Origin of the sequence: Yersinia vastinensis, from assembly GCF_044905075.1 — a bacterium.
Lineage (GTDB): Bacteria > Pseudomonadota > Gammaproteobacteria > Enterobacterales > Enterobacteriaceae > Yersinia > Yersinia vastinensis.
This window is the reverse complement of the sequence record NZ_CP173260.1, coordinates 1,980,005-1,999,035: the sequence shown is the minus strand read 5'-3', so window position 1 is coordinate 1,999,035 and position 19,031 is coordinate 1,980,005. Positions and strand designations below refer to the sequence as shown.

Sequence of the window (19,031 nt, the reverse complement as noted above, 5' to 3'; positions counted from 1 at the left end):
ATAATTTATAGATAACACAGATATGAGAACGCGATTAACAATAGTGGAATTAATGAGCGATACCTACAGACAAAAGTAATTATTTAGCTATTAATTATAATTAAATGTTATCGGCATCGCGTTATCAGCCATCGTGGTGGTGTTTGCCCCATCTCATCATTCAATAACTTTCTTTTCTTACAAATCAATACGCTGGATGACAACCGAATCTCAGGGCTTTTCAGCTCTTCAATCTCGCCATACACTGTATATATAAACAGTACATGGCGAGTAATTTCGGAGGCTTTATGAGTGCGTTTGGTCATGCTGCGCAAGACTATATTGAGAAAGGAATCGATCTCAATGAGCATTGTGTCTTACACCCAGCAGCCACGTTCTTTATGACTGCCGAGGGTGAATCTCTGAGTGAGGCGGGTATTCACCATGGCGCAATATTAGTGATAGACCGCAGTTTGCAAGCAAAACACGGAGATGTGGTCATCGCCACTATCGGTGGGGAATTCAGTATTAAGCGCCTTTACTTACGGCCGACCCCTCGCCTTGAAGCACTTAATGCTGGGTCACTGCCCTTGATACTCTGTGAAGGGGATGAAGAGTTGATTATTTTTGGTATAATTACATTTAGTATCAATAAGTTAAGATAATGTTTGCTTTAGTGGATGTGAATTCATTTTATGCCAGTTGCGAAACGGTATTCCGACCCGATTTGTATGGATGCCCTGTCGTCGTATTATCTAATAACGATGGATGTGTCATTGCACGTAACCGAGAGGCCAAGGCTGTAGGCATCCCAATGGGTGCACCCTATTTTAAGATTCAACCATTCATGCGTCAGCACAATGTCATTGCGTTCAGCAGCAATTACGCACTCTACAGCGATATGTCTGCTCGAGTGATGACTATTCTTGAGCAGTTGTCTCCCGGTATTGAAATTTACTCAATCGACGAGGCTTTTCTTAATCTTAAAGGTGTACAGCATTCAATTGTGCTGGAAGAATTTGGGCAATATGTACGTGATCAGGTCCGAAAATTGACTGGTTTACATGTTGGTGTTGGCATTGCCCCCAGCAAAACATTAGCCAAACTGGCAAATCATGCAGCCAAGCTATGGCGTAAAACAGGCGGTGTTGTTGATTTATCTAACCCTGTACGACAACGCAAATTATTGGCGCTGATGTCAGTCAGCGACGTATGGGGAGTGGGTCAGCGTACGGCAAAAAAACTTGAGATGATGGGGATAACCTCTGCACTTCAACTGTCCGAAGCCAATACTTCTTTGATTCGTAAAAACTTTAGTGTCGTGTTGGAACGAACAGTTAGAGAATTACGCGGAGAAACTTGCTTGATGGTGGCGGAATTTGCCCCCACAAAGCAACAAATAATCTGTTCACGCTCATTTAGTGCGCGAATTACTGAATATCAAAACCTACATGAGGCAGTTTGCAGCTATGCCGAAAAAGCCGCAGAAAAGCTGCGAAAAGAGCATCAGTATTGCTGTCATGTTTCCACTTTTATCAAGACCAGCCCCTTTGCACCTAATGAGGTGTATTACAGTAATATTGCCAGTACCCACCTCACCTTTCCAACGCTGGATTCACGGGACATTATTGCCGCAGCCCTGAAATGCCTGGCAGCCATTTGGCGGCCCGGTCATCGTTACCTGAAAGCAGGAATTATCTTGGGCGACTTTTCGAGCCAAGGAATCGTACAATTGGGTCTGTTTGATGAAAGCAAACCGCGTGTTCATAGTGAACAATTGATGGCAACAATCGACAAAATTAATCAATCTGAATGTAAGATCGCCTTTGCCGGGCAAGGAATTAATCAAGAATGGCAAATGAAACGTGGAATGTTATCACCAGCGTATACCACTCGAGTCAAAGATTATCCGATAGCAGTCATAAGATAGGGTGGCTAAATGTGTAGAGTAGAACCCTCGTTTATCGTGGAAAACCCCACTAACTGATGAGTATAAGCTCAGTCTGACTGGAGCAGAGAGGAAGAATATTATGGGTGGATTTACCGGTTTTACTCAGGATGGGCTTACATTTTTGCAACTGATTAGTCAGAACAACACCAAGGAGTGGTTTGAGGAACATCGTGATATTTATGATGAGCATCTTCTGCAACCCATGCGAAAACTGGTGACTGACTTAAGCTCTGACATGCTGATTATTGATGAGTTATTCGAAGTTCGCCCTGCCATTGGCAAGACAATTTCCCGCATGAATCGGGATACCCGTTTTTCTCGGGATAAGTCTCTCTATCGCAATAATCTGTGGCTGACATTTAAACGTTCGCGTAAAAACTGGACTGACGCCCCCACCTACTTTTTTGAGTTTGGCCCCGATTGGTGGCGCTATGGGCTTGGCTATTACAGTGCTTCACGCGCAACAATGGATCTTTTTCGTCAACAATTAGTCCGCGATCCCGCTAGCTTCCTCAAAATTGCTGAATGTATCCATCCAAACTTCTCAATTGAAGGGGAAAGCTATAAACGACCACTGATTAAAGAGCAACCACCGGCACTCGCGGCATGGTACAACAAAAAATCATGGGCATTAATTAGCCATCATAGAGATATGGATGCATTATTTTCTGCACAATTGGTCGATATATTGAGCAAGGACTTTAGGCGTCTAGCCCCTATCTATCACTTTCTGATGAAAATCGAAGGTTTGAAGAAAAGCCACAATACCTTTGATTCCCAGTAAATTGTATTCGGTATCCATTTTAACGTTTCATCACCCCGCACTCGCGGGGATTTTTTATTCCTAATTAATATTACTCAGAACAACACCATCTATAGCTGTAACAAATAATTATTATTACCGTCACAATTAACAAATGCCATAAGTTAACGCCCCAACAAGCATCATGTCATGTAACTTTTAAGCAAAAAATAAACATATTTTATCAAAATGACTGGGGAATATTACTGAGTATGGTTATCCATTTAAAGTTCTCATCAATAAATCACATTCGCAACAAATAGAAATAAAATAAATTACTGTATTAAAAGGGTTTTATAACAAATAAGCCATTAAAAAAACAAAGTAAAAGTTAAGTTTAAATAATAAATTCAATCTATCAAATCACTTCAAAATTAAATTTAACGCCCCAAAAAAGTGCAAATCGATTAATAAATAGCACCTTTGGAGGGAACAAATAATGTAACAAATAAAAGTATAAAGTTTTATCTAAGAATGCCGATGACCGTAAGTAATTATTGTATTGACCTGTTTTCAGGGAACTCCCCCCATTTACTGAGGTTATTATGAGAGTCAACAAGCCTGTCAGTCGGCAGGAGTATCCCATTGGAAGTGATACCACCTTGCAATCTACTACCGATATTCATGGAAATATCACTTATGCCAATGCGGCCTTTGTTCGTGCCAGTGGTTTTGAATATCATGACTTGTTGGGGCAACCTCATAATATTGTGCGTCATCCGGACATGCCGCCTGGCGCATTTGCCGATATGTGGCAAACCCTAAATGATGGGTTATCTTGGTCTTCGCTGGTGAAGAATCGCCGTAAAAATGGAGACTATTACTGGGTCCGCGCCAATGCCACCCCCTTGCGGCACAATGGTCGTTTAACCGGTTATATTTCAGTGCGAATTGCACCAACCCGTGAAGAAATTAAACAAGCCGAAGCGCTGTATGTTGATTTTAATTCTGGGAAGGCGAAGCAACGCCGTATCGCGCTATATCGCGGATTAATTGTTCGTACCGGTTGGCTCTCTTTACTCTCACTATTCCAAACTCTGCCGCTGCGTTGGCGTTTACGCAGTGCCATATTGGGTGCAGCATTGCTGCCGACTGTCGCAGCTGGTATCACCGGTGTAACGGGGGGGCCATTAATGACCATAGGTGTCGTGGCCCTTGCTGGCAGCATCATCACGTCATTTTGGCTGGGGCGTCAGGTTGCACACCCGATAGCCGCAATTTTACAGCAAGCGCAAGATGTCTCATCCGGGCAGGCCGGGGATTATGTGCAGCTAAACCGTGTTGATGAAATTGGTTATTTAATGCGTAGCGTTAATCAACTGGGTCTCAATCTTCGTTCTCTAACCGATGATGTTGCTGGCCAGGTTGATGGTATTAATACCGCTAGCCGTGAAATCGCCGCCGGAAACCGTGAGTTAAAAGTCAGGACAGAACAAGCAACTGCTAATCTACAGCATATTGTCAGTGCCACTGAACAACTCGTTGCTACTGTCCAAAATAGTGCGAACACAGCAAACGAAACAACCTCGTTGGCGGCGATGAGTAGCCACGCAGCGGAGCAAGGTAGTGAGCTAATGCATCAAGTGATTGAAACTATGGGGACAATTAATGACTCCAGTCATCGTATTGTCGATATCATCAGCGTAATTGAAGGTATCGCTTTCCAAACCAATATCTTGGCACTCAATGCAGCAGTTGAAGCCGCCAGAGCCGGTGAGCAAGGTCGGGGATTCGCCGTGGTGGCCAGTGAAGTTCGGCATTTAGCACAGCGCTCCTCTACTGCGGCCAAAGAGATTAAACACCTCATCGAAACCAGCGTAGAGCGAGTACGCGATGGTAGCGCACTGGTCCAAAATGCCGGAGCCACCATGGATAATATCGTCAAACAAGCCGGTCAGGTGTCCACGTTGATCAGCGAAATCAGCATCTCAACTCATGAGCAAACGCAGGCATTGGGTCAAATTAGTCAATCAATAGGCCAGTTGGATCAAATGACGCATCAGAATGCCGCTATGGTCGAGCAATATGCCGGGGCGGCAGAAGAGTTGGCTCATCGCACTGTACGCCTGACAGGTGCGGTACGCATTTATCGCCCAACCAAATAAAGATATGCTTTAAATAATATCTCATTGAAATAATGTGAATAAATTTAGGAGATTTGTGCAGCCAACACCTTATCTGTTATGGGCGTGATGGTAGAACGCTTATCTGTCATAGCAATAAACAGAAACCCCGCTATAGTGGGTGAGAGGTTATTCAATTATTAAATAAGGAGTTTTATGTCATCACTTAATCAAACATCTGTTCGCGCTACGCAAGGTGAAACCGGTGCAAACTTACCTGGTGAAGATCATTTGATCGCCCATGAAGCTTTGCTTGTCGCATTAATGGTTGAATGTGCTAATGAGTCAGATAACGATCAATTTCTCTTTAGTGTCCGAGAGACTCTAAACGGCATTTTGAATACCTCCCGTTATCTTGATGCCAGCAAAATAGCTAATGGCCTGCTCGATGAGGCTGATGATAAAGCCAACCGTTAGTCTCCAGCCCTCACCCATTGAGGGCTTTTTATTGGTCGCGCCCGCGGCAAATTTCCATCGCCATAAACCAACTAAAGATAGCAACTTGGCCGGTTGATCAACGCCGACAAGAACACGATAATCAACTGATGAAAGCGGCAACACGACCCACTGAGGAAGATATGGCTTCGCTGAAAGAAGTAGCACACTTGGCGTCAGTTTCATTAATGACAGTTTCGCGGGCAATCAATAACCCGGAACAACTGCGCCCAGAAACCTATCAGCGCGTGATGCAGGCCATAGAAGCACTCAATTATGTCCCTGATTTCTCAGCGCGAAAAATGCGCGGCAATACAACCAAGACCTCCACTCTGGCCGTGCTGGCTTGGGACACCGCCACCACCCCCTTTTCAGTTGAAATATTACTGTCCATTGAACTCACTGCTCGTGAATTTGGCTGGAATAGTTTTCTGGTTAATTTGACCTCGCAGGAAGACAGTGAGCGGGCAGTGAATCAACTGCTGGCTCAACGCCCGGATGGCATCATTTTTACGTCAATGGGGTTGCGACAAGTCACCATCCCCGACCGATTGCAGGATAAAAATATTGTGCTGGCCAATTGTGTCAGTGAAAAGCACTCCATTCCCAGCTACATTCCTGATGACTTTGATGGTCAATATCAGGCGATGAAATTAGTGTTGCGTCGTGGGTATCAGCGACCATTATGCATCTATCTCCCCGAATGCACGCTGGCCGGAAAGGCCCGGCGAGCGGGCGCGGAAAAAGCCTGGCAAGAGTCTGCATTGCCAATGGCGCAGTTGCGCCAGCATCACTTAGCTTGGGGGGATGAACATTATCAGGATGTTATTTCACTGCTAGACCGCAACTGCCCTGACGGTAAGCCTGATTTCGATGTGCTTATTTGTGGTAACGACCGCATTGCTTTTCTGGCTTACCAAGTACTGCTCGCCAAAGGCATTACTATCCCACAGCAGGTTGCCGTGGTCGGTTATGACAATATGGTCGGCATTGGCGAGCTATTCTTGCCCCCTCTGACCACAGTGCAACTTCCTCATTATGATATTGGGCGGGAAGCAGCCCTTCACTTGATTGAAGGGCGTGAATCACGCTTAATACGGCGGTTATCTTGCCCACTATTGGAGCGGGCATCCATCTGATTTAAAACAGATAATGGATAGTTAGCGCGTCATTAACGGCCACAGTTGGCCACGTAGCAATTGTGCCTGACCATTCTCAGCAAACAGTGACAAACAACGCTCATGTTCAGCCGGATAAATACGGCTGCTCATGCAGGCCAGTCCATCATTGATGAAAACTTCTAACGAAGAGCTATCAATAAAGACTCGTAATGACAATATTCCTGACTCAGGTAATGGCACACTGCGATATCCCGTTAAGCCGTGCTGCGGATAATGTCGCTCTAATATCAACCGACTCGCCTGATTATCCACATAGACAGAGGCTCTGCCACCCGTGCCCTGAGTCTCCCCCAGATGTAAACCGTATTTCTCCGCGTCGCTGGCAGCAATGTCCCAATCTACTTGCAGTTCCAAGCAGCGGCAATGCTCATTCAAAAGCTGTTGCTGCTGCGCTAATGCCATCGGCGCAATTGATTGTCCAGGCAACCTTAATGCTTCCACCTCTCGGATTGGTTGCATCAATAACTGCCCTTGAGGATCAAGACTTAATTCTCGCGGTAAGCTCAGACAGCCACACCAATTATCTGCTTTCGTCGGCATTGAGGATTTCCACATATCCATCCAGCCAATAATTACTCGCCGCCCATCAGCAGTAAGCAAGGATTGTGGAGCATAAAAATCATGGCCGTGATCAAGCTCGGTAAAGGGTTGCGAGGGGATAAAATCAGCCCCCGGTTGCCACTGACCACGTAATATCCCGCTCTGGAACAGATTCCGATTATTGTAACCTTTCGCCATCAGGCCCTGTGGTGAAAACATCAAAATTCGCTCATGACCTAATGAGAAGAAATCTGGGCACTCCCACATATACCCCATGCGGTCATCTGCCCGCGCCAACACCTGAATAAATTGCCACTGACGCAGTGAACTGCCGCGGTATAACAACACTTGTCCGTGATCTTGTGCATCACGCGCCCCGACCACCATCCACCAGCAGCCCTCTTCAAACCATACTTTGGGGTCACGAAAATGCATGATGCCTTCAGGCGGTGTAAGCACAACACCTTGTTTTTCAAAATGGACGCCATCCTGACTGGTGGCTAGGCATTGCACTTCGTGAATAGCACTATCATCACCCTCCCCCTTGAGCCAAACATGTCCGGTGTAGATAAGACTAAGAATGCCATCCTCCTCCACAGCACAGCCGGAAAAACAGCCATCTTTATCCCACGCATCTCCGGGGGCCAAAGCAATAGGCTGATGCTGCCAACTGAGCATGTCGCGACTGGTGGCATGCCCCCAATGCATCGGCCCCCAATTCTCATCATAAGGATGGTGTTGATAGAATGCGTGATACTGCCCATTGTAAAAAATCAGCCCATTCGGATCATTCATCCAACCAGCCGGGGGAGCCAAATGAATATGTGGATAAAAATTCAGGTCCACTTGGGAAGCTAGAGTTTGCAGCGCATCATTTGCCCGCTCAATTAATGGATTCATCGTGACTCACTTGGTCGTTAATTGTAGAGAAGGGTCATCGGTACGCGACTCATCGCGCAGCATAAAACAGGAAATTACGGTTAATCCAAGAACAATTCCCCCCATGATCATGTAGGTATCAGCAAAGCCTATCTGGTCATAGCTTTTGCCTGCCAGCGGTGAAAATACGCTAGCACAGACTTGGGTGATAAATTGGAAGCCCACCAGATAAAGCGTGGCTGACAAACGCGGATCGAAATTGGCGGCAATATACTTAAAGATAGCGATCAGCAGGATAGGTAATTCAACCGCATGTAACAGTTTCATCAGTGAAATGGTGATTGCATCCTGTGCCAGTCCAGAGCCAAATATGCGCATCGCCATGATTAATCCACTCAGCAGCAAACCTTTTTTAGCGCCAATACGGTTAACCAAGAAAGGAGCAAGAAACATTCCCCCGGCCTCTAGGAATACCTGTAACGAATTAAGGAAGCCGTACATCTCATTGCCGTGCCGTGGGTTAGCAAATAGCGAGGAGAAATAAACAGGGAATTGCTGATCATAAACGTTATAAACACTCACGCCCGTGACAAACACCAGCAGCGCCCAGAAGCGCGGCATTCGGAATAATGACAATGTGTCACCCAGTGTTAAGGCACTGCTTTTGCCATATTCCAACTGCCCCATCGCATCCGCTTTTACTTCATGCAAACGCCACAACAACAGTAAAAACAGTGTTGCGGATGCTGAGGCCATCCAAAAGTTAATATTAGGATTGATATTAAATAACATACCAGCAAAGAAGGTTGCCCCCGCCCACCCTAATGACCCCCACATCCGAGCTTTGCCGAACTCAAATCCACTAATTCGGCTCACTCGCTCAGTATAAGATTCCAGAGCGCCAATACCGGCGAAGAACGTCATTCCTATATATAAGCCGCCGACAACCGCGCCAGCCAGCGTATTGACCCGTAATAAAGGGGCATAAACATAAATAAAAAAAGGGCCACTGATCAGCAGCAAAATACCAATGGCCCATAAAAGATGTTTTTTCAGCCCTAACTTATCTTGCACCACTCCATATAGCGGTTGAGCACACAATGCCGTTAAGGCGATAGCCGAAAAAGTTGCACCCGTTTCTGTTCCTTTTAGCCCTACATATTGATTGAGCCAGATAGAGAACAAAGAGAAGGCCGACGACCAGGTAAAAAAGAACGTAAACAATAAGCCACTTAAAATCAGATATTGATTGCGGGCAGAATGTCTCATGGCGATGTCCTGTTGGAGATTTACGTCTATTGTTAACGTTAACTTTTAATTTTGAGAAGAGCGACTGGATTGAATATGTGATGTTAATCACTAATGTTAACGTTAACAAGTATTTTATGTGATGTATTTCACGAAAATAAACTACTCAGAAGGGAGTTGTATATTACCAAGGAAAGAGGGTTTGCTAATTATCTATCAACTACAAAAAGTGCCTAAAATGGCGGGTTGAATAGGGTTTCATCGTCATAATGGTAAAAAGCTCATTTTGATCCATGAATTTTTATAAGTTTTGCGTTATCGTCATTGTATGAAGCGTATTCAATATCATCGCCAGTCTGATAAGGTTTATTGGCTTAAATACTATAAGGAGGAAAAGTGCTGCTGGATAAAATCTTACTGCTTGCCATTATGGTTTTATTATCACTTTTTGTCTGGATGTTCTTCTCACCCTATCATATGTATTCAACAGCTTATGAATTCTTGGAGTTATTTGGTTTCAACGAGGGATACAACAGCTTAGGCTTTAGCTTACCCGCAGAAACAGCAAATTGACTGATAAAAAACAGGTGCCACACTGTGCACCTGTTGATTTAATTAACTCTTGGTTTCACTCTACCAGTAACTTTATTCTGATTGCCTTGTTTCTGGCTGTTCTTTGGGCGGTAACACCGAGTAACTGGCAACAATCGCCGTAAGAATGATAAATAAGTGACCTTCTGAAGAGTCCAGTAAAAAGGAGTTAAACAGATGACAAGCCAGATAACCACTAAGCAAAGCAATCAACACATTTCTAATGTGGGTAGGCAAACGCCAAGCCGAGCGGAAAAAGCACCACATCCATCCCAAGAATAAAGCTAAACCGACAATTCCTGACTGAACGGTCTGCATCAGATATTCATTATGTGGGTTGATGCTATAAAAACCGGCCTCATTATTTTTGTACCAAAAACCTCCGGCACCATGCCCTAGAATAGGTGCTTTCTCTATCAGCTTGATCGACTCAAGCGCGAATGCAGTCCGTAACCCCATTGAAGAGTCACATGACTCATCCGCACTGCCCTCACTCACCGTCAGGCAAGATTGAATCTCAGTCACACCTTTCTGCAACCGATCAACCGCCCGGTTTGGTACTATTAGCACAATAACCCCGATGACCAAGGCACAAACAACCATTCCTAAGCGCTGGCGGGTTGATAGCGATAATAGCCCCCATACCCCAAACGTTGCCGCTAACGCAACATAACCCGTTCTGCCCTGCACCATAAACACAATATTATAGACAGCCAAACACACTAACAGGGCATAGCCCCAACGTTTAAGCCCTTGGTTTTTGAATGCCAGTGAAAGCCATATCACTGCTGCCAGTGCCATAAAGAAGTTATGTGTAATTTGTAGTTTAAATACAGATGGATTCAGTGGATCAATATGACCTAGCGGCATATGCAAGACCCCTACCCACAAACTCGCCGCCAGAATAACGGCATTTGCCAATAAAAACCCTTTGGCAAAATAACCGACTAATGTGCGAGAAAGGACAAAAAACATAGCTAATGGCAGGATATACAGCAACTTAGAATACTTACTGACCATCACCTTGCCGTACAGATTGTGATGCCAGAGCAAAGAGATCGCCAGTAATACCACCATGAGGGCAGGTAGCCAAATCAGCGGATTTTTTGCCAAAACTTTCACATAGCGGGTATCTCGGCTCAACAGCAAACAGATGACGGCCAATACCATCGACAAGTTCATTATAAAATTAGAAGTGGGTAGACCAATACCTAGTAGAAATGCAGTTGCACAAGAGAACATGCCAACATATCGATGCGCCGGTGGTGAACCAGGCAAAGAAGCAGGAGAAATCATAAGTCACTCACTTCAGATGAATAAACAATAGAGGCTGCCTGACTTGGGTTAACCAAGTGTCGCAGCCTCAAGCGATGACATCGCCAACTCGTTGATAATAGTTAGCGATGGGATATTTTACCCGGTATTTCGTTATGCCGCGAGTGAACGGAACAGATAACGGAACCACCATAGTGGTCGCCACCACACCTTACGCGCAGGTACTGTCGGTGGACGTGAATGCACTTTTTTGATTTCCCAATTAAAGTTAAGGAAAATTCTGCTGTGGCCATATTCTGCACCAAAGCGGGCAATTTCACTTTTCTTCCGGTCATCAATCGGCGCGTTATACGTCAAGTCACGATCCAGTGAATGGTAGCTTTTCTTCCTATCAACATTACGTTCAATGCATCGATATTTCTTTGGCAGATAACGCGGTGTAGTACCGTGATCTTTATGGAATTTTACAAAACGATAATCTTCCGAACCATAGTGGCCAGCGAACTCTTCGTCGTAACCATAAAGCCTAAAGAAACGTGCTCTGGACATGAAGAACAAATTAGGATGACCACGATAGGCTTTCCCTGTTTCTTCATCTGTACGGTAAATACGATACAGTGAACGCCCAGGATTACCAGCATTAACCAGATAGCGCATCGTGTCTTCAGGCAGCAGGCAATCTAAATCAGTGATGATAATCTTATCTGATTTTGCATAAGTCACCCCAAGATTACGGGAGCCAGCCTGATTCCACTGGATATCTGTGGTGATTCTCAACCACGTGAAATTCAAATCGTAATCTTTTACTTCATACTCTAATGGTGAGCAATCATCGACGATGACAAATTCTACAGCATCCTTAATATCGTCAGGATAAGATTCATATTCCTTCAACAAGGACTCTACCGAATCCATATTCCCCTGATTACAATAAAAATGAGTTACATAAGTCAGTTTGATGTGCTGCTTATCTAACGGATGCCGTGCTTTAACGATTTCTACATCCTTTGTCACAATATAAGCCTCTGTTTTAAGAGAGAAAATAAAAATAAATTTTTATAATTTCTTGGAAACTAATGATTAAATCAACTCAATGCGAGTAGAAAGCAGATATATGCCGAATAACTTTGCGGTAAAGGATAAAGAGTTAACCTGATCAGTCAAATATTTTCTTCACATTATTGTGTCAACGATGACTGGATATGAGTAACAAATGACTGATCATTTTAGTTTTTCATCTTTGAAGACTGAATAACAACACCACCAGCAGGACGTGATTATTTTGGAGCAGCGTTTTGCAGAAGAGTTGAAACGGGTACTAAAAACTCACGGAAGCCGAAGCCCCCGTGAGATATGACATCAACAGCAGAATTACATGTGGTCAATAATGGCGTCGCCGAATTCACTGCATTTCAACAGTTTAGCGCCGTCCATCAGACGTTCGAAATCGTAAGTCACGGTCTTGGCCTGAATTGCGCCTTCGGTGCCTTTGATAATTAAATCAGCCGCTTCGAACCAGCCCATGTGACGCAGCATCATTTCTGCGGACAGAATAATTGAGCCAGGGTTCACTTTATCCTGACCCGCATATTTTGGCGCAGTGCCGTGTGTGGCTTCAAACAAAGCACACTCGTCACCAATGTTGGCGCCTGGGGCAATACCAATACCGCCGACTTGTGCAGCTAATGCATCAGAAATGTAATCGCCGTTCAGGTTCATACAGGCAATAACATCATATTCAGCAGGACGCAGCAGGATCTGTTGCAAGAAAGCATCAGCAATGACGTCTTTCACAATGATATCTTTGCCATTGTTTGGGTTTTTGATTTTAACCCAAGGACCACCATCGATCAGCTCACCACCAAATTCCTCGCGCGCTAACTGGTAACCCCAGTCTTTGAATGCGCCTTCGGTGAATTTCATAATGTTGCCTTTATGAACCAGAGTGACTGATTCACGATCATTGGTAATAGCGTACCCAATCGCTGCACGTACCAAACGTTTAGTCCCTTCTTCCGAGCAAGGTTTTACACCAATACCACATTGCTCAGGGAAGCGAATTTTCTTCACGCCCATCTCTTCACGCAGGAACTTGATGACTTTCTCAGCTTCTGGTGAACCGGCTTTCCATTCAATGCCCGCATAGATATCTTCTGCGTTTTCGCGGAAAATCACCATGTTAGTCAATTCAGGATGTTTTACCGGGCTAGGAGTCCCTTCGTAATAACGAACTGGGCGCAGGCACACATACAGGTCGAGTTGTTGACGCAAAGCCACATTCAGAGAACGAATACCACCACCCACTGGCGTGGTTAGCGGGCCTTTAATTGCCACACGGTAATCACGAATCAGATCCAATGTTTCTTCTGGCAACCAAACATCTTTACCATAAACATGTGTTGATTTCTCGCCGGTGTAGATTTCCATCCAGGAGATTTTACGCTCACCTTTATAGGCTTTCTTAACCGCAGCATCCACCACGTTGATCATGGCTGGAGTCACATCAACACCAATGCCGTCACCTTCAATAAATGGAATGATCGGATTATGCGGAACAACCAGTTTACCCTGAGCATCGACAGTAATTTTCTTACCTTCTGCCGGAACAACTACTTTGCTTTCCATCAACCTCTCCTTCAGCGCAATTTTGTTAATGCCTTGTAAGATTCGTGTCAATACTACTTGAATATTCGTTCCACGCCAATCCGAAACGGATTGAGGTATAATGCGCTAATCATTCGGAATCGCAATAATCATGAATAAATTCTCTGTTAAAAATCACAACGTTAACCGATTCAGCACCAAGACTCCGGCTAAGTCGGGGAAGCCTATCGCCCCGCGGAGAGTACTGTTATTCAACAAGCCTTTTGACGTATTACCTCAATTTACTGATGAGTCCGGGCGCACAACATTGAAGGAATTTATCCCCTTTAATGATGTTTATGCCGCTGGTCGGCTTGATCGTGATAGTGAAGGTTTGCTGGTATTAACCAACGATGGAAAATTACAAGCCAAACTCACCCAGCCCGCGCAGAAAACCGGGAAAGTCTATTTCGTCCAAGTAGAAGGCGTACCTGGAGATGATGCGTTGGCTCAACTCCGACGGGGAATAACCCTAAAAGATGGCCCTACTTTACCTGCCGGGGCTGAGTTGGTTGATGAGCCAGAGTGGTTGTGGCCACGAAATCCACCTATCCGGGAGCGTAAAAATATTCCGACAACTTGGGTAAAGATCACACTTTTTGAAGGCCGTAACCGACAAGTTCGCAGAATGACAGCCCATGTTGGCTTCCCAACTCTGCGCCTGATACGTTTTAGTATGGGAAATTTGAGCCTTGGCAACCTACAGCCCGGCGAATGGAAGGAGATAAACCATGTTTAAGCCGCACGTAACTGTCGCTTGTGTTGTACATGCTCAAGGGAAGTTTTTAGTGGTCGAAGAGACGATTAATGGGAAAAAATTATGGAATCAGCCTGCTGGTCATTTGGAAGCAGATGAGACTTTACTGCAAGCCGCAGAGAGAGAACTGTGGGAAGAAACTGGCATTCGTGCTATCCCACAATCTTTTCTGCGCATGCATCAATGGTTAGCGCCGGACAAAACACCATTTTTACGTTTCGCTTTTGTCGTAGAATTGGCAGATCAATTGCCGACCAAACCGCATGACAGCGATATTGATTGTTGTCTGTGGCTCACCGCCGATGAAATATTACAGGCGCCTAACTTACGCTCCCCTTTGGTTGCGGAAAGTATCCGCTGTTACCAGCAACCAGAGCGTTATTCCCTTGATCTAGTTGGCACATTTAATTGGCCTTTATAAAAGACAGATTTGATTTACTCAGGTAATTTGGCCAAAGCACCGATTCTGCGATGCGCGCAGACAACCAACGTGATAAAATCCGGCGCTTGTTTTTATAATGCTTTGTTTGCCGCGCAATGTAATACGGATAATCCGTATTTGGCACACCCGGCGTTTAAGTTAGTGAGACTCCCATGTCAGATAACAGCCAGAAAAAAGTCATCGTCGGTATGTCCGGCGGTGTTGATTCTTCCGTTTCCGCCTACCTGCTCCAGCAACAGGGTTACCAAGTTGCTGGTTTGTTCATGAAGAACTGGGAAGAGGATGATGACGAAGAGTATTGTTCAGCAGCGACCGATCTGGCCGATGCTCAAGCAGTATGTGACAAACTGGGCATGGAGTTGCACACCGTCAATTTTGCAGCAGAATACTGGGATAATGTGTTTGAACTGTTCCTGGCAGAATATAAAGCTGGGCGCACTCCCAACCCCGATATTCTGTGCAATAAAGAAATTAAATTTAAAGCTTTCCTTGAGTTTGCAGCCGAAGACTTGGGCGCAGACTACATTGCTACCGGCCATTATGTTCGTCGCCAAGACGTGAATGGTAAAAGCCGCTTGTTGCGCGGTTTAGATGGCAATAAAGATCAAAGTTACTTCCTTTATACTTTGAGCCACGAACAACTCGCCCAAAGTTTGTTCCCTGTGGGCGAGTTAGAGAAACCAGAAGTTCGCCGCATCGCTGAACAATTAGAACTCGTTACCGCGAAGAAAAAAGATTCCACCGGCATCTGCTTTATTGGTGAGCGCAAATTCCGGGATTTCCTGGGGCGCTATCTGCCAGCTCAACCCGGCCCAATTATGACTGTAGATGGTCAGCATATGGGTGAACATCAGGGCTTGATGTACCACACGCTAGGCCAGCGTAAAGGTTTAGGCATCGGTGGTACTAAAGACGGTGGTGATGACCCGTGGTATGTCGTAGACAAAGACGTGGCTAATAACATTTTGTTGGTTGCTCAAGGGCATGAACATCCACGTTTAATGTCTGTTGGCCTAATTGCCCAACAGCTACATTGGGTTGACAGAGAACCGGTCACGGCGGCTTTCCGCTGTGTAGTGAAAACCCGTTATCGTCAACAAGACATTCCTTGCACCGTGACGCCACTGGATGACGATCGCGTTGAGGTTCGGTTTGATGACCCCGTTGCGGCGGTCACGCCGGGACAGTCTGCGGTCTTCTACCAAGGTGAGGTCTGTCTTGGTGGTGGTATCATTGAAGCGCGTTATCCACTGACCGACTCGGTAATCAACTAAATCAGTCATCAGAACGTTTACAGGAGTGATCGTGGCGAAAAATTATTACGATATTACGTTAGCACTGGCGGGGATCTGCCAGTCTGCTCGCTTAGTACAGCAATTGGCTCATGAAGGCCAATGCGATAATGATGCATTGAACACGGTACTGGGCGGGCTGCTACAAACCAATCCGCCTTCAACCTTGGCGGTATATGGTGGAAACGAACAGTCTCTGAAAATGGGATTGGAAACATTGCAAAGTGTCTTAAACGCCAACCGTCAGGGGCCGGCTGCTGAACTCACTCGTTATACCCTAAGTTTGATGGTGCTGGAAAGAAAGCTCCATGCCAACAAGTCAGCCATGAATACCTTAGGAGATCGTATTAGTCAGCTTGATCGCCAGTTGGCACATTTCGATCTTGAATCCGAAACCATGATGAGTTCGCTGGCGGCGATTTATACTGATGTCATCAGCCCGCTTGGCCCGCGCATTCAGGTGACAGGTTCACCTGCTATTTTACAAAGCACATTGGTGCAGGCAAAAGTCCGTGCTGCCCTGCTGGCGGGTATCCGTTCTGCCGTGCTTTGGCAACAAGTCGGCGGAAGCCGTTTGCAGTTAATGTTCTCGCGAAATCGTCTGTTTAAACAGGCGCAGAGTATTCTTGCTCATAATTGAAATCTGATCTCAGGAGTTGCCACCGATGGAATTATCCTCACTGACCGCCGTTTCCCCGATTGATGGACGCTACGGCGACAAAGTCAGCGCACTGCGCCCAATCTTCAGCGAATTTGGTTTGCTGAAATTCCGTGTGCAGGTCGAAGTACGTTGGCTGCAAAAACTGGCCGCCTGTGCAGAAATCAAAGAAGTTCCCGCTTTTGATGCAAACGCAAACGCTTACCTTGATAAGATCGTGCAAGAATTCAATGAGCAAGATGCGCAACGCATTAAAACCATTGAACGCACCACTAATCACGATGTGAAAGCGGTTGAATACTTCTTAAAAGAAAAAGTAGAAAGCATCCCGGCACTGCACGCCGTATCAGAATTTATTCACTTCGCATGTACGTCAGAAGATATCAATAACCTGTCCCACGCCCTCATGTTGCAAACCGCGCGTCAGGATGTGGTATTACCGATGTGGCGTCAGATTATTGATTCAATTAAAGCGCTGGCACATCAGTACCGCGACTTACCACTGCTGTCCCGAACTCACGGTCAACCCGCAACACCATCCACTATTGGTAAAGAACTGGCGAACGTCGCTTACCGCATGGAACGCCAGTTCCACCAGTTGTCGCAAGTAGAAATCTTAGGGAAAATCAACGGCGCTGTAGGTAACTATAACGCTCATATTGTTGCTTATCCTGAAGTTGATTGGCATCAGTTCAGTGAAAGTTTTGTGACATCACTTGGGATCAACTGGAACCCATACACGACACAAATCGAACCTCACGACTACATAGCTGAATTGTTTGATTGTGTTGCTCGTTTCAATACCATTTTGATCGATTTTGATCGTGATATCTGGGGCTACATTGCACTGAATCACTTTAAGCAAAAAACTATCGCTGGTGAAATTGGTTCAAGTACTATGCCGCACAAAGTAAACCCAATCGACTTCGAAAACTCCGAGGGCAATCTTGGGTTATCAAATGCAGTACTCGGTCATTTGGCCAGTAAATTGCCGGTTTCACGCTGGCAGCGTGACCTGACTGACTCCACTGTGCTGCGTAATTTAGGTGTGGGTCTGGGTTATGCCGTGATTGCCTATCAGGCAACCATGAAAGGTATTAGCAAGCTGGAAGTCAACGAAGCGCACCTGTTGGAAGAATTGGATCATAACTGGGAAGTTCTGGCTGAACCAATCCAAACAGTAATGCGTCGCTATGGCATTGAAAAACCTTATGAAAAACTGAAGGAGTTGACGCGTGGAAAACGTGTCGATGCCGCAGGTATGCAGGCATTTATCGATAGCTTGGCTTTGCCAGAAGTAGAGAAGACTCGCTTAAAGGCAATGACCCCAGCCAATTATATTGGTCGTGCCACAACGATGGTCGATGAACTGAAGTAATGTTGTAATCTTAAACACAGGTGGCAGATCAATGTCACCTGTGTATCCCCTCTCTTTTCCTATTCCTTTACGTACTGCCCCTGTTTAGCCCCGGTTTAGCCGTTATCATTGATAATATCGGCAATGTCAAAAGGACGTTACAACCGCAGGAGCTATTATTTTTATGTTGAAGCAAACACTACTTTCCGTTGCCCTGATGGGTACCTGTACTGCCACAATGGCGGCTGATTACACCTACGTAGCAGGTGGGTTGCAATACGGTTCCATCAGCAGCAATTCGCGTTTCGACAAGCAATTTGACCAAAGTAATTACAGCCATATCGGCAAACGCGACATGGGTGGGCTTTACCTGAACGGCGGTTATGGTTTTGATAATGATCTATTTATTGATGCTCGCATCAGCAGCATTGCCAATAATGATCGTGGGCTTGCCGAAGCCGTCCTTGGCCTGGGCTACCATTTTGCTTTCTCTCCTAATGTTGATTTTTATACCTTAGTGGGTGGCAGTCGCCACGCAATGGTATTTGATGCCAGCAAAGATGGTAAAAAGACTAATACGTATAATAGCGCTACCGGTGAAGTCGGAATTAAAAGCAAGTTATCACAGGATATTGGTCTGGATGTTGCCTACCGTTTAGCGAACTATGATGGCCGTGCATTCCATGAAGCACGAGTCATGACAGATTATTCGCTAACACAAAATCTTGCTGCTGAAGTCGGTTATACCTACCATAATTGGAAAGTGAACGATCAGGCAATGCAAGTAGGTTTACGTTATAACTTCTAAGTCACTGTTTTAATTTTGACTTGTCGGGTAATATTAAATTACCCGACTAACGAATATCGAGGAATGTGGT

At 45.3% G+C, this 19,031-nt stretch carries 18 protein-coding genes; 13 read left to right on the top strand and 5 right to left on the bottom strand.

The annotated features are described in order from the left end of the window. Positions 1-287 precede the first annotated feature (287 nt). The 6 genes from umuD to ACIOG0_RS09180 all read left to right on the top strand — a co-directional run bounded on the left by umuD (position 288) and on the right by ACIOG0_RS09180 (position 6,429). Positions 288-644 carry a translesion error-prone DNA polymerase V autoproteolytic subunit gene (gene umuD, locus ACIOG0_RS09205; protein WP_128450838.1) on the top strand — a complete coding sequence of 119 codons (357 nt, stop codon included), beginning with the start codon at positions 288-290 and terminating at the stop codon, positions 642-644. After that, positions 644-1,909 (top strand): translesion error-prone DNA polymerase V subunit UmuC, encoded by a 1,266-nt coding sequence (umuC, locus tag ACIOG0_RS09200; RefSeq protein WP_128450839.1) that lies wholly within the window; start codon positions 644-646, stop codon positions 1,907-1,909. The genes umuD and umuC overlap by 1 nt, the downstream gene beginning before the upstream one ends. 100 nt (positions 1,910-2,009) lie before the next feature. Further along, on the top strand, positions 2,010-2,714 hold the full coding sequence (locus ACIOG0_RS09195; protein ID WP_050097311.1) for a DUF2461 domain-containing protein: 705 nt from the start codon (positions 2,010-2,012) through the stop codon (positions 2,712-2,714). Positions 2,715-3,277: 563 nt separating this feature from the next. Beyond that, a complete protein-coding gene (locus ACIOG0_RS09190; RefSeq protein ID WP_050097310.1) occupies positions 3,278-4,837 on the top strand; it encodes a PAS domain-containing methyl-accepting chemotaxis protein in 1,560 nt (519 codons plus the stop codon). A gap of 174 nt (positions 4,838-5,011) precedes the next feature. Beyond that, a complete protein-coding gene (locus tag ACIOG0_RS09185) occupies positions 5,012-5,272 on the top strand; it encodes a hypothetical protein (RefSeq protein ID WP_050097308.1) in 261 nt (86 codons plus the stop codon). 161 nt (positions 5,273-5,433) lie between these two features. After that, positions 5,434-6,429, top strand: coding sequence for a LacI family DNA-binding transcriptional regulator (locus ACIOG0_RS09180; protein WP_050097748.1), 996 nt, complete (start codon positions 5,434-5,436; stop codon positions 6,427-6,429). 21 nt (positions 6,430-6,450) lie between these two features. Here the strand turns inward: ACIOG0_RS09180 and ACIOG0_RS09175 are convergent, their stop codons facing one another. After that, positions 6,451-7,911, bottom strand: a complete 1,461-nt coding sequence (locus ACIOG0_RS09175; RefSeq protein WP_128450840.1) for a glycoside hydrolase family 32 protein — start codon at positions 7,909-7,911, stop codon at positions 6,451-6,453. Positions 7,912-7,917: 6 nt separating this feature from the next. Further along, positions 7,918-9,159: an MFS transporter gene (locus tag ACIOG0_RS09170; protein WP_050097305.1), complete on the bottom strand. Its 1,242-nt coding sequence runs from the start codon at positions 9,157-9,159 to the stop codon at positions 7,918-7,920. Positions 9,160-9,534: 375 nt separating this feature from the next. On the opposite strand from ACIOG0_RS09170, the gene ACIOG0_RS09165 reads away from it, so the two are divergent. Further along, entirely contained in the window at positions 9,535-9,711 is a 177-nt protein-coding gene (locus tag ACIOG0_RS09165; RefSeq protein WP_164908301.1) for a hypothetical protein, read from the top strand. Between the two features lie 72 nt (positions 9,712-9,783). Here the strand turns inward: ACIOG0_RS09165 and ACIOG0_RS09160 are convergent, their stop codons facing one another. From ACIOG0_RS09160 to icd, 3 genes are all read right to left on the bottom strand, one after another. Then, entirely contained in the window at positions 9,784-11,007 is a 1,224-nt protein-coding gene (locus tag ACIOG0_RS09160; RefSeq protein WP_072086497.1) for an O-antigen ligase, read from the bottom strand. A 150-nt stretch (positions 11,008-11,157) separates the two neighbouring features. Further along, the gene (locus ACIOG0_RS09155; protein WP_050097302.1) at positions 11,158-12,018 is read right to left on the bottom strand and encodes a glycosyltransferase family A protein; all 861 of its coding nucleotides are present in this window, start codon (positions 12,016-12,018) and stop codon (positions 11,158-11,160) included. A 357-nt stretch (positions 12,019-12,375) separates the two neighbouring features. Continuing rightward, on the bottom strand, positions 12,376-13,629 hold the full coding sequence (gene icd, locus ACIOG0_RS09150; RefSeq protein ID WP_128450841.1) for an NADP-dependent isocitrate dehydrogenase: 1,254 nt from the start codon (positions 13,627-13,629) through the stop codon (positions 12,376-12,378). 130 nt (positions 13,630-13,759) lie between these two features. Between icd and rluE the strand changes: the two genes are divergently transcribed. The 6 genes from rluE to ACIOG0_RS09120 all read left to right on the top strand — a co-directional run bounded on the left by rluE (position 13,760) and on the right by ACIOG0_RS09120 (position 18,961). Then, positions 13,760-14,386 (top strand): 23S rRNA pseudouridine(2457) synthase RluE, encoded by a 627-nt coding sequence (rluE, locus tag ACIOG0_RS09145; RefSeq protein ID WP_050097299.1) that lies wholly within the window; start codon positions 13,760-13,762, stop codon positions 14,384-14,386. Beyond that, positions 14,379-14,825, top strand: a complete 447-nt coding sequence (locus ACIOG0_RS09140; protein ID WP_050097297.1) for an NUDIX hydrolase — start codon at positions 14,379-14,381, stop codon at positions 14,823-14,825. Before rluE ends, ACIOG0_RS09140 begins: the two co-directional genes overlap by 8 nt. 173 nt (positions 14,826-14,998) lie before the next feature. Further along, the gene (mnmA, locus tag ACIOG0_RS09135) at positions 14,999-16,120 is read left to right on the top strand and encodes a tRNA 2-thiouridine(34) synthase MnmA (RefSeq protein ID WP_050097295.1); all 1,122 of its coding nucleotides are present in this window, start codon (positions 14,999-15,001) and stop codon (positions 16,118-16,120) included. Positions 16,121-16,151: 31 nt separating this feature from the next. Further along, positions 16,152-16,778, top strand: coding sequence for a high frequency lysogenization protein HflD (hflD, locus tag ACIOG0_RS09130; protein WP_050097294.1), 627 nt, complete (start codon positions 16,152-16,154; stop codon positions 16,776-16,778). A gap of 25 nt (positions 16,779-16,803) precedes the next feature. After that, positions 16,804-18,174, top strand: coding sequence for an adenylosuccinate lyase (gene purB / locus ACIOG0_RS09125; RefSeq protein WP_050139660.1), 1,371 nt, complete (start codon positions 16,804-16,806; stop codon positions 18,172-18,174). 163 nt (positions 18,175-18,337) lie between these two features. Further along, positions 18,338-18,961, top strand: a complete 624-nt coding sequence (locus ACIOG0_RS09120) for an outer membrane beta-barrel protein (protein WP_050139661.1) — start codon at positions 18,338-18,340, stop codon at positions 18,959-18,961. The last annotated feature ends 70 nt before the right edge of the window (positions 18,962-19,031 follow it).